Source organism: Lignipirellula cremea (assembly GCF_056501455.1).
The window spans coordinates 277,996-291,059 of record NZ_CM151415.1 but is presented as its reverse complement, the minus strand read 5'-3'; the positions used below and the strand labels follow the sequence as shown (position 1 = coordinate 291,059).

The 13,064-nt window shown below is 65.7% G+C and carries 10 protein-coding genes; 6 read left to right on the top strand and 4 right to left on the bottom strand.

The window, feature by feature from the left end; all coding sequences use genetic code 11:
* Nucleotides 1-202 precede the first annotated feature (202 nt).
* Entirely contained in the window at nucleotides 203-409 is a 207-nt protein-coding gene (locus tag SH602x_RS01220) for a hypothetical protein (protein ID WP_479475080.1), read from the top strand.
* A gap of 76 nt (nucleotides 410-485) precedes the next feature.
* Here SH602x_RS01220 and SH602x_RS01215 read toward each other — a convergent pair whose 3' ends face one another.
* Nucleotides 486-1,565 (bottom strand): 3-oxoacyl-ACP synthase III, encoded by a 1,080-nt coding sequence (locus SH602x_RS01215; RefSeq protein WP_479475079.1) that lies wholly within the window; start codon nucleotides 1,563-1,565, stop codon nucleotides 486-488.
* 426 nt (nucleotides 1,566-1,991) lie between these two features.
* Here SH602x_RS01215 and SH602x_RS01210 point away from each other — a divergent pair, with 426 nt between their 5' ends.
* The 5 genes from SH602x_RS01210 to SH602x_RS01190 all read left to right on the top strand — a co-directional run bounded on the left by SH602x_RS01210 (nucleotide 1,992) and on the right by SH602x_RS01190 (nucleotide 9,880).
* Nucleotides 1,992-3,125, top strand: a complete 1,134-nt coding sequence (locus tag SH602x_RS01210; RefSeq protein WP_479475078.1) for a DUF1559 family PulG-like putative transporter — start codon at nucleotides 1,992-1,994, stop codon at nucleotides 3,123-3,125.
* Between the two features lie 148 nt (nucleotides 3,126-3,273).
* A complete protein-coding gene (locus tag SH602x_RS01205) occupies nucleotides 3,274-4,530 on the top strand; it encodes a DUF1559 family PulG-like putative transporter (RefSeq protein WP_479475077.1) in 1,257 nt (418 codons plus the stop codon).
* 154 nt (nucleotides 4,531-4,684) lie between these two features.
* Complete coding sequence (locus tag SH602x_RS01200; RefSeq protein ID WP_479475076.1) at nucleotides 4,685-5,824, top strand: DUF1573 domain-containing protein; 1,140 nt, start codon at nucleotides 4,685-4,687, stop codon at nucleotides 5,822-5,824.
* Between the two features lie 64 nt (nucleotides 5,825-5,888).
* Entirely contained in the window at nucleotides 5,889-8,159 is a 2,271-nt protein-coding gene (pilM, locus tag SH602x_RS01195; RefSeq protein WP_479475075.1) for a pilus assembly protein PilM, read from the top strand.
* 101 nt (nucleotides 8,160-8,260) lie between these two features.
* Nucleotides 8,261-9,880, top strand: a complete 1,620-nt coding sequence (locus SH602x_RS01190) for a hypothetical protein (protein WP_479475074.1) — start codon at nucleotides 8,261-8,263, stop codon at nucleotides 9,878-9,880.
* Nucleotides 9,881-9,991: 111 nt separating this feature from the next.
* Here the strand turns inward: SH602x_RS01190 and SH602x_RS01185 are convergent, their stop codons facing one another.
* The 3 genes from SH602x_RS01185 to SH602x_RS01175 are packed head-to-tail and all read right to left on the bottom strand — an operon-like array spanning nucleotide 9,992 to nucleotide 12,772.
* Entirely contained in the window at nucleotides 9,992-10,660 is a 669-nt protein-coding gene (locus SH602x_RS01185) for a hypothetical protein (protein ID WP_479475073.1), read from the bottom strand.
* On the bottom strand, nucleotides 10,657-11,709 hold the full coding sequence (locus SH602x_RS01180; RefSeq protein ID WP_479475072.1) for a hydantoinase/oxoprolinase family protein: 1,053 nt from the start codon (nucleotides 11,707-11,709) through the stop codon (nucleotides 10,657-10,659). Before SH602x_RS01180 ends, SH602x_RS01185 begins: the two co-directional genes overlap by 4 nt.
* A 31-nt stretch (nucleotides 11,710-11,740) precedes the next feature.
* Nucleotides 11,741-12,772 carry an ATP-grasp domain-containing protein gene (locus SH602x_RS01175; protein WP_479475071.1) on the bottom strand — a complete coding sequence of 344 codons (1,032 nt, stop codon included), beginning with the start codon at nucleotides 12,770-12,772 and terminating at the stop codon, nucleotides 11,741-11,743.
* Nucleotides 12,773-13,064: the final 292 nt, after the last annotated feature.

Here is a 13,064-nt window from a genome sequence, read left to right as displayed (position 1 = left end):
TTCAGCGCCGCCAGAAGAAACTCTTCTGCCCGCGGCGCCGATTCTGGGGTGTAGACTTGGAGACTTCGCCGCCTGGCGCTCGTCCTTTTCGACGAGAGGCTGGGAATTCTGCGAGGCTTGGGCACGCGGATTGCCAGTAGACGCTCCGCCCGAGGCAGGCCCGCCTCCATCATCCCCTCGACTTTCGACAGGAGCCGACACTATGCGCTTCGCTCTTTCGTTCTTCGCCGTTCTGATCGCCGTCGTCGCGATCTTCGCCTCCGCTCCGACCTCGGCGTTCGGTCGGAACCCGACGAATCTGTCGCCGCAGGAGATCAAGTCGATGCCGATCACCGAGCGTCCCAATCGCCCGGGACACGTCTACGGCAACACCGTGCGGTTCTTCCACCACATCGGTCGCGGACGGTAAGCGCCGTTCAGACAACGGCTTAGATCGCTCGCCGTATAGCCGCGAGCGATGGAGGAAGCGGGGCGCTACCCCCTCCTCAGGCGAGCGGCTCGCCCGAAATGGCGACGCCGTTCCATTCCAGGCCCGCCATCAGGCAGTTGATGCCCGAACCGATGCCCAGCAAGGCGCATCGGGTTCCCGCCGGCGCCGGCGAAGCCTGCATCCCCAGCGCGAGCGCCGTCGGCAGCGCGGCCGAACCCGTGTTTCCCAGGCGATCGAACGTCAGATAGTCGTTCGCTTCGGGGAGCCGAAGTCGCTCCAGCAGAGCCCTTCGATGCGCGACGCCGACCTGGTGGCAGAAGCTGCGCTGGATGTCGTCGCGACTCCACTCGGCTTCGACCAGAAAGCGCTCGAAGTTGCGGCCCGCCGTTTCCACGCCCTCCGTCAGCAGGGCTTCGGAATCGGTCATCATCAGCGGGTGCATGCCGTCAGCCGCGGCTTCGTCCCGACCGCTCTGACAGAGATCGTGAAAGCGGCTTCGAACGTGCGCTGACGCGGCCACCAGTCGCGTGCCGCTGCGGCTCACGTCGCGCCTCACAAGCAGGATCGCCGCGCTAGCCGATCCGATCGTCAAAGACGCCACGGCGGACTTGATCGACTTGCGATCGAGGGTCTGGTTCGCGTTCAACCAGTCGATGGTCGTTTCGAGCAGCGCGCGGGAACTTTCGCTGCCGACGACGAGGCCGGAGTCGATCATCCCGAGCTCGATCATCTGCGCGACCTGCACCATGCCGTTCAGCAAACCGAGGCAGGCGTTCGAGAGGTCGTAGATAACGCACTCCTCGCCTAGCCCCAGTTCGTGATGAACGCGACAGGCCGTGGCCGGTTCCAGGTGATCCCGGCAGACGGAGCCATGCACCAGCGCCCCGACCCGTGACGGATCCCAGTCTGCCGCTTCGAGCGCTCGACGACCGCTGCGGATGCTGATGTCGCCGGGCAGTTCGTCCGTCTGCCAGACCCGCCGCTCACGGATCCCGGTCATCAGTTCCAGGCGACCTTCGGGCAGGCGCAGACGCTCGTAAAGCGGCGCGAGCCGGCGCTCGATCTCCGCCGAGGTCCAGATCTCCTGGGGGAGCGAGTAGCCGATCGACTCGATACAGGCGTGCGCGAATCGCATGCGTCAGCGGAGGTTCTGCTTCAAGGTGCCATCGTCAGCGCCCGACGTCGTCCGCCGATCCGCGTGCTCATTCTACGCATGCGATGAGCCGCTGGTCTCTGCTGACGTCCTGGAGAAACCGACCGGGCCTGCTGCGCAAGACAGGAAAGCCATCACGACTGCACAAGCGACGACGCGTCCGCTTCGTGAAGACGCCGTAACCGCTGTCCCCCGTGGGAAGTCCGTCGATGGCGAAGAGGATCTTCACGAATCGTTCGAAATTCCTTGTTGAAACATTCACTGATCCTTCACCCCCCCTATCGGGGTTTCTTCACACACGGACTCCATACTCCTCGCCATCGGAAACGACCTGTTCCGATGCGTTCGCCCGCAGGCTCCGAGGGGAAGATGATTCAGTCCGGGAACGGATCGCCGCAGTTTCAGCTGATGCCCGCGTTTTCGTCGCGCCGGGCGTTCACGCTCGTCGAACTGCTGATCGTGATCGCGATCATCGGCCTGCTCGTCGCGATCCTGACGCCGGCGATTCATCTGGCCCGGCAGCGCGCCCGGAACCTGCAGTGCCAGAGCAACCTGAAGCAGTGCGCGATCGGCCTGCTGGCGCATGCATCGGACTCGCGGGGAACGTACTGCACCGGCGCCTGGAACTGGAAAGAAGACGGCGCCGTCACGGAGCACGGCTGGGTCGCGGATCTCGTGAATATGGAGATCCCGGTCGGCGAGATGCTCTGTCCGAATAACCCGGCCCAGATGACCGAGACGTATCACCAGTTGCTCACGCTGAGTTCGGGGAGCTTCACGACGTGCGAATCGGGTCTCGGCTCGGCTCCGACGACCCTTCCCGACGGCACGCCCTACTCGAACCCGTGCCGCACGATTCAGCCGCTGGCGGTTGCGCCGGGCAGCACGGCCCGCGTCCAGACGATCGTCGAGAAGATCTTCGAGAAGAGCTACAACACGAACTACACTCCGACCTGGTTCCTGTGCCGGTCCGGTCTGCGGCTGGACGCGAACCTGAATCTGAATCCTCGCAATCCTGCCTGCGGGGGCGATTCGCGCTCGAAGAACTGCTGCGACGGGCCGCTGCGGGACCGGGCGCTCGCGAACGTCGTCTCCTCGTCGGTTCCCATTCTCGGCGACGGCGGCATCGCGTCGGTTCAACTGCCCGTGGCGGTCGGTCGTATTCCGCAGGGCGACTTCCTGACATACGGCCTGACGGGCGGACCGAAGCGACGCTCGGACGGCTCGGACGTACTTTCCTTCAGCGGCTCGACCACGACGTACGCCTCGGGCGCGTCGGGCGCCGGTCCCCGCTGGGCGGAACTGGCGAAGAACTCGGTGCAGGACTATACGCAGTTCGGCATTCACCATGGCGACCAGTTCAACGTCGCCATGGCCGACGGCAGCGTCAAGGTGATGTACGACGACAACGAGGACGGGGCTCTCAACACCGGCTTTCAGGCGGTCGGACCTTTCAAGGACGCGACGGTCGAAGCTGCGATGACGGTGGAGCAGAAGATCGAGCACCTCTACTCGCTCGACGACAAGTCCGCGCGGCTGTAGTTCCTGCTCCTCCCTCCTCCGTTCGCTCTTGGTTGCGTAGTTCCTAATAGAGCCGAAGGTCTGCCTGCACTGTCGCACGAGGGCAGCGTCGCCCTCCTCCGTTCCCGACCCGTTCGTTCTTCCGTTTCTCCCAGGGACTGTATTTCTCATGAAGCGTCAAGGTTTTACTCTCGTCGAGCTGCTGGTGGTCATCGCGATCATCGCGCTCCTGGCAGCCCTGCTGCTGCCCGCCGTCTTCCGCGCTCGCGAAGCCGCCCGCTCCGCGCAGTGCAAGAGCAATCTGAAGCAGTTCGCGATCGGTCTGCAGACCTTCGCGACGACCAATCCGGAACAGGCCTACACGACCGGAGCCTGGGATTACAGCCGCGACGGGTGCATGACCGAGTTCGGCTGGGTCGCCGACCTCGCCAACATGGGCGCCGCGCTGCCGGGCTCGATGCTTTGCCCGACCAGCCCGCTGCGCGGCACGGAGAAGCTGAACGACATCTACGGTAAAGCGACGGCGAACAGCACCGCGGAAGGCCTGGCGCCGGTCGGTCTGGCGTCCCGCTATACCGCGGGCAAGTGCGGCACGGCGGAGTTCGACGCTCAGAACACTCCCGCTCGCGCGACCTTCATCGCCAAGCAGATGCTGAACGAAGGCTTGAACACCAACTACGCCGCCAGCTGGTTCCTCGTTCGCGGACAGGCCAAACTCGCTGGCGATACTACGGCCAACATCACGGCGGTCAACTACTCCTTCTTCGTCGGAACCGACAACGTCGCGCCGGCGATCACCTACGCGGCGACCGGCAACACGTTTAAGGGACGCTGGACGACGACCGGCCCGCTGAATGCGAGGCAGGCCGAAGGCGGCGACGTTCCCATGTCGCAAATTGGCATTCTGGGCGACGCCACGATCGGCGATCCCAAGGACGCCGCTCTCGATGCGACCATGTCGTTCACCGATACCTCGGGCCAAGTCAAGACCCTGCTCTCGGTCGGCTCTCCGCTTGCGGAAGCGTTCAACGACGGCCCCGCGTACTACGACGCCTCCAGCAACAAGGTCCTGATCCCCAATGCCTCGGCGCCGATCGACGCCGATGCAGAGATCAACTGCGAAATCGCCAACAACTGCCTCGCTCCGACCGGTCCTGCAGGCAACGGTCATTACCTGCAGGATACCCGCGACTGGTACGCCCAGCACGGCGGTTCCTGCAACGTCGCCATGGCGGACGGTTCCGTCATCACCCTCTTCGACGAGAACGGCGACGGATTCTTGAACCCCGGCTTCGGTGTCGCCCTTTTGCAGCCGAGCTACGTCGATGTCGGATACTCGGACAGCACGGTCGAGATCACCCCGGGCGTGATGTTCAACCGCGTCTTCCTCAACAAGAAGCTGCTGAGCAAGGGCTCCTTCGAATGATCGACAGGTCGACCGTCTGATCGTCGGACCTGAAGAACGATCCGACGGCGCACGCTCGCCGCCGGATTTGAAGAGACAAGCGGGAAGAGGAGCTCAGCGCCTCTTCCCGCTTCTTTCCGTTTCCGCCCCTGCCCCTGATCGCACGTCCGAAGCCATGTCCCGCAAGACGGTTCCCCTGTTCGCCCTCGTCTGTTTCGCCGCCCTTTGCGTCGTGGGGGCCGGAATCCTTCTCGTGGCGCTTCCGTCGACTGAAGCGGCGCAGGCGAAGCCTGTCGAACCGCTGCCCGAGGCAGCGGTTCCGGAAACGGTTTTCGACTTCGGCGTGATGGATCCGTTCCAGGACGGCAGCCATACGTTCGTCATCTATAACCGCGGCGAGGGACCGCTCAAACTCGCGAAGGGTGAAACGACCTGCAAGTGCACCTTCAGCGAACTACCTGAGAACGTGATTCCTTCGAAAGGGGTCGGGCGCGTCACGCTCGAGTGGAAAACGCACAAGGTTCGGGATCTGTTTTCGAACTCCGCGGAAGTGCTTACGAACGATCCGAAGCGCCCGGTCCTTCGCTTCAGTATCGAAGGTCAGGTTCGGCATCACGTCCAGACGGTGCCCGAAGCGCTGACTTTCGGCTCGCTGGAACCGAATCAGAGCGTCGAGGGTTCGTTCCTGGTCTTCTCGCAAACCTGGGACGCGTTCCGGCTCGAGAACGTTTCAATCACCATGCCGGGCGTCGATTGGTCGACCCGCGAGGCGACCGCCGAAGAATTGAAGGCCTATTCGGCGACCTCCGGCCTCGTGTTTGAACTGACGCTCCCGAACGACATCAAGGGAGGCCCCTTCTCGGGCTCGGTCGTCTTCGACGCGGTTCCCGACGACGTCGATACCGTCGGCCAGCACTATGAAGTGCGGTTCACGGGGAATGTCGCGCGTCCGGTCAGCATCTACGGACTCCGGTTCCTCCTGAACGACGTCCTGAACCTGGAGACGCACGTTCAAGGCGAAAGGAAGGAGTGGAACGGGCTGATCCGGCTACGCGGCGAGCGACAGACGCTCGAGGTGACGTCGATCGAAACTCGTCCCAGCTACCTTCAGGTGTCCGTGGCTCCCTTGATGTCCAACGGCGAACCGAAGCCGGGGATGTACCGCCTAAAGATCGTCTTGCCTGAAGACGCCGAACCCGGCGTTCACACGACGAATACCGTCCCGGGCGAAATCGTATTGCATACGGACCATCCGCTCGACCCGGAAGTGCGAATCGAGACATGGATTTCCGTCCTCAGCGCCTATGCCGAATAGCGGCACCCCTCGACGAGGCCGCCCCGACCCGGTCCGCAAGACTTCCTCCGGAACGATTCGCCGTATGGAAACGACTCGCCCGCAAAGCTCGACCTCCGTCGCGCCCGATCGCGGCGTCGCCAGCCTCGTCTGCATCCGCTGCTCGGCCGCGAACGAGGAGAGTCGCAAGTTCTGCGGCGAATGCGGCGCGACGCTCTGGTTCGACTGCGACAAGTGCGGCAAGCCTCACTCCGCGACGGAACGTTTCTGCGGAACGTGCGGGTCCGACGTCGCCGGCCGGATGGCCGCTCGTCTCGAATCGCTGCAGACGCAGTTGGCGTCCGCTCGCAGCATGATGGAGGCCGCCCGATATGGCGACGCGCAGGTCCAGCTTTCCGTGATCGCCAGGCAGCAGGATATTCGCCTGACAGGTCCGGCGGGCGAAGCGAAGGCCCTGCTGGCGGAACTTCCCCAGCGGCAGCGCTGCGCAGAAGAAGACGCCCGGGCCCGCATCGCGAAAGCGCAGGCGTTCGCCGCGTCCGGACAACTTGCCGAGGCGAGACAGTCGCTCGAAGCGATCCCGGCGCCCCTGCTGTCACGCGAGGCCCAGGCGCTGCTCGACCAGGTCGTGTCGCACGAGCAGGAGATCGGTCGCCTGAAGCGCGAAGTCAAGGAACTCTACGAGGCCAAACAGGTCGAGGAGCTGCTGCCTCGACTGGAGCGCCTGTTGCAGATCCTCCCGGGCGAGGCGAAGTACGAAGCTCTGCTGAACAAGGCGAGCGAGGCGATCTTCGAACGCGGGAAGCGACGCTATGCGACCTTTCGGTTCGCCGATGCGCTCGCCGACTTTCGACTTCTGCCCGGGTCGTTCGTCGAGGCGAACGACGAAGCCGACAAGCGCCGCCGCATGGCGGAAGAGATGCTGTTCCTCGATCAGCGTCTTGCGAGCGCGGTTTGGTTGACGCCGGCGGTGGAGGCGATGGCCACGGCGTTCGCCGAGCGAGTTCCGGAATCGGATACGGCGAAGCAATACGCCCAGCGCCTGGTCGAGCGAAAGCGTTCGAAACCCGCCGATCCCCGGAGGACGCTCGTCGAATGGCGGAAGGTCGCCCCGGAGGAGATCGTCTTCCCGACGCAGGAGCATGCTTACAGCCGGCGCCTGATTCTGGCGGAAGGCCTGCCGGACGAAGCGGCGCGACTCTGGAAGTCGGAGCCCGGTCGTTTCTGCTCCGCGATCGGCGGAGCGCTTCAGGCTCTCGATCGCGGCGCGCTCGAATCGGGCTTCGAATTCGAAGAGAAGAAGTCGGCGCTGGCGGGCCTATCGCTTTTTCGTGAAAAGACGAAAGCCGCCTGGGGGCTCGATTGCAGCGCCTCGTCTCTGAAGGGAGCGCTTCTCGCGTTGCGTGACGACGGCGCCGTGGAACTTCGCGATCTCTATCTGGCCGAAGCCGTTCCGCGCAGCGGCGACGACGACTTCGGCGGCACGCACTACGGTCGCGAAGCGCTGAAGGCGTTCCGGGAAAGCCGCCTGGCCGACAAGCGGAGTCTGGAAGGCGTTCGCATCGCGGCCAGCCTTCCCTCGGACAGCATGATCGGACGCTGGTTCGGGATGCCGGTCACCGACAAAAAGACGTTCGAGAAGATGGTCGCCCTCGAAGCGAAGGCACAGATCCCGATCCCGCTCGACGAGCTGCGGTGGATCTGGCAACGCCTGGACGCGGCGCTCGACGCGCCTGCCGTTCACGACAGCGCGAAGGTCGCGCTGATGGCCGTGCGTCGAACCTGGCTGGAGAACTGGCACGGCGCCTTCCGCGACGCGGAGGTGAAGCCCAGCGTCGTTCTGCCCGACGCGATCGCGCTGGCCAATTACGCCCGGTTCGAATGGAACGTGCGATCTCCTTTCGCAGCGCTTCCGAACAAGAAGGGACCTGAACCCGCGCCGGTCGAAGAAGGCGTGACGCTGGAGCTCAAACCCGACGAGGCGATCGCCTTGGTCGACGTCGGAGCGTTTCATTCGAACATCGCCATCGTCGGCGAGGGCCTGGTCTGGTTTCGCAGCTTCGGCTGCGGGTCCTATCGCCTGACGCAGAAGCTCGCCGGCGCCTATCGCCTGACCGTCAGCCAGGCGGAGACCTTCAAGCGAGATCCGTCTGCCGCCAAGCGATTCGGGCATTTGTATTCCGTTGCGCAGCCTCAAATTGAGGACTTTCACGCCGAGATCGAACGGTCGCTCAAGCTGTTCCGCAGCGCGTGTCCCGAGCGGGCGATTCGACGATTCTTCGTCGTCGGGGGCGGATCCCGGTTCGACGGCTACGCATCTTCGCTGCTGCTCGGCCCGGACAAGTTCTTCGACTGACCGTTCATCAGGCGACGAATGCCACGCGTCGCCCGTTCATCCTGCCCATCGAGTCTGGCTTCCTGCCGATCGACTTTGGCCGACTTGCGTCGGAGTTCGTTATGCAACGTACGAGCCGGCTCCTGCTTCTGGTTTGCGGATCGCTGACGCCCCTGTTCACCGGGTGCGGCGGATGCGGATCGCCGTCTCTGTCCCAGCAGCAGGCGATCCGCGGCGGTTGGGGCGGAGAGGAAGAGGAACCGGCGCCCCCGCCGCCTGCCCCCGTCCAGACCGCCCCGGAAGAAGCTCCGCCCTCGGCGCCTGCGGAGCCCAGCGCGAATCCGACTCCGCCAGCCCAGCCCGGTGCGACCGAACCCGTCGCGTCCGAACCGCCGGCCGAGAATCCTGCCCCCGTCGTGCCGACGCCGCCGCGCGCTACGGCGCCGGTGGCCAGTGTGCCGCCGACGTCGAATCCTGAGCCCCCGGAGTCTGCCGCACCTTCGACCTCCTCGACGACTGCCGCCGCGACTCCCCCGCCCGCGACGATCCAGCCCACGCCCGTTCAACCGCCGGCGGACATTCCCGCCGTCGACACGGCTCCGGCGCCGACTGCTTCGACCGTCGCCTCGACCGACCAGGCTTTACCCGCCGGGCCCGTGGTTCATGTGGCCTCCGCGAGCGAGATGCAACTTCCCGAGCGAACGCTCGCGCCCGACGCCTCTTCCGTCACGCTGCTTCCGCAGGCGAAGAAGTTCGCCGACTCGAGCGAGGAAACGGAGGCCGACCGCCTGCTGCTGGGCGAGGCGATGCTGCGCGATCGGCTGGAAGAGTGGCCCTTCGCCATGCGCTGGTCCCCGGCGCTCCGTCGACCCGTTCCCTGGATTCGCACGGGCATCGGTTTCTATGTGGACGCGGTCGACGTTCGCGGCAATATGGCGCCGATTCCTGCGAAGGATCTGGCGCTCGAACGCGATTTCGGAGCGATGGGTCGCAACGTGCTCGACCTGGGCGGCGAACTCGCGGAGAAGTCGCTCGCCGCACACCTGACGCTGCTGAGGGCAGGCAAGCTGGGACCGACGCTCGCGCCGTTAGCCTCCGGTCCGGTCGATGCGGGGCGCCCGCTTCCGACGCGGCTCAGCGGCGGGCTGCTGCTGTTCGGGCCGGGCGAGCCGCGACTGCTGAAGGCGCACGCCGAGCGGCTCGGCCTCGATCTGCTCATCGTTTACGACGTGCGGGCGAAGCGAAACGTCGAAGATCCCGCGCAGCCGATCAACGATACCGCGATCAAGCTGATCGACGTCGTCGGCGACCGCGAGATCTTCGCGACGAAGCTGCTACGGAATCTGGAAGTCGCGGCGACCCGGAAGAACCCGGTCGCGCCCGATCCGGTCGATCCCGTCACGACGGAAGTCCAGGCGTTCGTCGACTCGCAGTTGCCGCTGACCGACTTCCCCGCGGAGGTGCGCCCCGAGCACGTGCGTGCCCGGCTTCCGAAGCTGATCGATCAGGCGCTGGCGTCGAAGAACGCGCTACCTTACCTGGTCGAGATCAAGGCGCTCCACCTGCACGGCTATCTTGCGGGCCTCGAAGCGCGTGACGCCTACGCCGCGATCCTCGGCGAAAGCGAAGGCCAGGCGCTCTACTCCGGAACGCCCGAGGAACGCCTCGTCGCGCTCGAGAGACTGCTCCCCCGCATGCAGAGCTCCGCGACGTCGGTCGACACCGCCAGCGTCAGCGACTGAGCGTCGAACCGTGGTTCGGTTGCCATGGCTGGCTTGTCCAGCCATGCTGAATGGGCGACATCGCATGCACGGCTGGACAAGCCAGCCGTGGCACACAGGCGACCAGCCATATCACGAAGGAAAGCGGCGTTCGACCGGTTCGTCGCCGGAGAGATCGACCCAGCGGAGCTCCGTTCGCTCGCACGCGACGCGCGGGAAGAAGGCGTCGACGAACGCGCCCGCGCTCCACGCCTGCGGATCGCGACTGTCAGGGGGAGGGCATGCTTTCAGCAGCGTCAGCGCGTCGGCTTCGATCGCCGAGGCGACCCGCGCGGCGATCGAGTCGCTGGTGACGCTCCAGTCGTGCGGAAGCGCCGAACCGGCGAGCGTCGGTTCGACGTCGTGCAGAAAGGACGCCGGGTCGAAGACGATGTCGCCCGGCTCGGTTCGCGCGTCGATCGCGATGCGCAGTTCGGCGAAGTCCCGGATCGTCGTGCTGCCGTCGAGCACTTCCGTCGCGAGTTCGCCGGCAGCGGCCATCAGCCCGATCGCCGCCCAGTGACAGGCCTCGTCGGAAAGACCGAGCGGCGCCTGCACCCGGCGCAGACGATCGCCCCATGCGCCGGTTCCGACGATCCAGACGCGAAGACTGGAGCGCTCGCGCGTCCAGCGGCTCAGTCGCGTCCGAAGCGAGGCGAGACGCTTCGCTTCGGCAGCGTCAGGCAGCAGCAGGCTCCCGCCCAGGCGGACGACTTCGACCAGCGGCTTCGCACGATCACGCTCTCGCTCGCCCTTGCTCACTTCCAACCCTCCTCCGCCAGACAGGCGAGGGCGTAGGCGCTTCCCGCGCGGCTGGCCTCCGCGCCGATCGTCTCGGCCAGATCGACGATGGGCGGATCGTTCATCCGTAACGTTTCGAGCGCGTGACGGACCAGGAAGGCGCCATGCCCGGCGAGGATGACCCTCTGCACCGGTCCGTTCAGGCGATGCGTCACGCGGCGGATCGCGTCGGCGATCAGGTTCGTCTGCCGGCGCTGCACCTGCTCGGCCAGATCGAGCGCGTCGGACTCGTGAAACTCCAGCTCGTCTGCGCAGAACGTCCTTGCCAGCCGGCGGATCGTTTCGATTCGCGTCCGGGGCTTCCCGTTCGCCGTATCGCAGTTCGCCGGATCTTCGGGCAAACGGTCCAGCAGCAGATACGCGTCCGCCGTCGTCGCGAAGAGTTCGGCGGCGACGGGGCAGTCCTGCCCGCGATAGCGAAAGACGCGGTTCAGCGCGAACAGCGGCGTGCGCTCGATACCGCAGTAGACAAGTTCGCCCGAGAGGAGACGCTCCGTATCGGTGCGTCCGACGCCGGCAGGCTTTCCCTGCTCCAGCGGAATGACGTCGACGGTCGTCGAGCCGGCGTCGACGAACAGGGCTGAGCCGCGCTTCACTTCTTTAGGCGCCGCGTATCGGCCGGCGAAGGTCGCCGTGGCGTGCCAGTTCGCGGCCGCGACGTCCAGAACCTGTTCCTTCGCCGCCTGACCCTCGATCCAGCCGTCGCGCTGGGAATAAAAGCGCACCGGCCGGTCGCCCGCCGCGGCGAGCGTCGCGTCGACGATGAACGCGACGCCGACGCTCTTCGACGGAAAGCAGTCGGCCAGTTCGCCTGTCATCGTGACGGCGAGGCGATCGAAGGAACTCGCCCGGTCGAACAGGGCGACGAGACGCGGAGCGAGCTGCTCGCTCTCCTTCCACATCGGGAAGGACTCCGATGCGGAGCGTCCCGAGCTGTCGGCGACCTTGAGATTGGCGCCCCCCACGTCGACGCCGAGCGTTCTTTCCGTCGCAGTTTTTTCCGTCGCCATGCACCGCCCGCCAGGCCTTGAAGGGCAGGCGTCAGGACGTCGACGTCACGCTGCCGCGGCCATCGTACCGCACTTGCCGCTTCACGCGGGGAGCGGGAACCGCCTCGCCCTGGGCGACGCGGCGCGTCAGGTCGGCGAGCGACTCTTCGATGGCGACGCGGAGTCCGACGTACGAAGTCGTCGTTCGCGGATTGACCTCGATAATCCGCGGACCATCGGGCGTCAGGATCAGGTCGATGCCCAGGTAGCCCACGAACGGGGGCAGCTTGGAGAGCGCGAAACGCATCGCGTCGTGCGCCATCTGGATCTCTTCCTCGTCCGTCAGAATCTCGCCGCCGCCGTAGATCGGCGCGCCGTTCTTCCAGACGATCGACTGCGAACAGGGAGGCAAAATCAGCGGCGTCGGTCCGCCGAGCGCCGCGATGCTGGCGGGCTTTCCGGAAACGTACGGCTGGACGAGGTAGGCCGAGCGGATCTCGGGCGTGACGATTTCGCAGGCCTGTTCCACGCTGCCGACGCAGACGACCCGTTCCCCGCCGACGCCGTCGCGCGGCTTGACGATCCACCGAGCGTTCCCGGAGCCGTTGAGATGGCAGAACTCGTCCCAGGGGACCGACGGAATCATGCAGACCCGGGACGATCCGTTGTCGCCCGAATGTCGCAGGGCGGCCTCGGTCGCCAGTTTGTCGGCGCCGACGCCGACGGTCGCGCTGCCGGGACAGAGCAGGCGGCCTCCCGCCCGTTCGACGAGTTCGACTCGCTCCGTAAGTGCCCGGGCGAGTTCCGGTGCGATCAGGATCGTCGCGTCGTATTCGCGCGACGATTCGAGGAGGCTCCGCTCTTCCTGTTCCGAATCGACGAAGCGGAAGCGGACGTTCAGCGTCGGGTCGTGCGCCAGCCGACTGTCCCAGGCCAGATCGACTTCGACGTCGGGCAACGCGGCCCAGTCGCGTGCGACGGCTTCGACCATCGCCCGACCCTCGTCGAGCAGCGGCCCGTCCGGCGACATGCCCCAGGCGAACGCGCCTCCGCCGACGACGAATTCATAGATGAGAACTCTCACGGCTGTCGTCCCTGCCGGTCGTCGAGCGCTGACCGGCCCGTCTATGCGAAAAGGTCGCGAACGGCAGATCGCGGCGGCGAAATGCGCCCGCCGCTGTCTGCGTGACGTCGTCGATAAGCGTTCGCGTAAGTGCGGGCGCAATGCCCCAGTAAGCTAAGCGTGCGCGAAGCCGTCGACCGGACAGCGAGAAAGGAGATTTTTTTCTGGCGCGAAACGCCTCGGAGCATCGCGCTCGCATGACGAAACGCCCGGAAAGCTCTCGCGGACTCATGAAATCCGCCGATCGGCCTCC

Bases quoted from the DNA above. Each gene is read 5' to 3' on its own strand.
- SH602x_RS01220 (WP_479475080.1), top strand. From the start codon at position 203: ATGCGCTTCGCTCTTTCGTTCTTCGCCGTTCTGATCGCCGTCGTCGCG.
- SH602x_RS01215 (WP_479475079.1), bottom strand. From the start codon at position 1,565: ATGCGATTCGCGCACGCCTGTATCGAGTCGATCGGCTACTCGCTCCCC.
- SH602x_RS01210 (WP_479475078.1), top strand. From the start codon at position 1,992: ATGCCCGCGTTTTCGTCGCGCCGGGCGTTCACGCTCGTCGAACTGCTG.
- SH602x_RS01205 (WP_479475077.1), top strand. From the start codon at position 3,274: ATGAAGCGTCAAGGTTTTACTCTCGTCGAGCTGCTGGTGGTCATCGCG.
- SH602x_RS01200 (WP_479475076.1), top strand. From the start codon at position 4,685: ATGTCCCGCAAGACGGTTCCCCTGTTCGCCCTCGTCTGTTTCGCCGCC.
- pilM (WP_479475075.1), top strand. From the start codon at position 5,889: ATGGAAACGACTCGCCCGCAAAGCTCGACCTCCGTCGCGCCCGATCGC.
- SH602x_RS01190 (WP_479475074.1), top strand. From the start codon at position 8,261: ATGCAACGTACGAGCCGGCTCCTGCTTCTGGTTTGCGGATCGCTGACG.
- SH602x_RS01180 (WP_479475072.1), bottom strand. From the start codon at position 11,709: ATGGCGACGGAAAAAACTGCGACGGAAAGAACGCTCGGCGTCGACGTG.